The organism is Streptococcus pseudopneumoniae ATCC BAA-960 = CCUG 49455 (assembly GCF_002087075.1).
Classification (GTDB): domain Bacteria; phylum Bacillota; class Bacilli; order Lactobacillales; family Streptococcaceae; genus Streptococcus; species Streptococcus pseudopneumoniae.
The window spans coordinates 59352-59600 of the sequence record NZ_MWSM01000040.1 but is presented as its reverse complement, the minus strand read 5'-3'; positions in this window follow the sequence as shown (position 1 = coordinate 59600).

Here is a 249-nt window from a genome sequence, read left to right as displayed (position 1 = left end):
TTTTGATTTTAGTCCAGTATGAGTTTGTAACAAAAGTCTTCTCTATAGAATCAAATTTTCCAGATACCTGCTGAGGCTGATTTATCTTCTCTCTATGCCTTCTCATCTTTATTTTACTATCTACGTCACTAAACTTGACAGACACATATTGCAGGTACAGCCTCTCCAGCTACAATCTCAAAGTTAATACTCTTCGAAAATCTCTTCAAACCACGTCAGCTTTGCCTTGCCGTAGATATGGTTACTGAC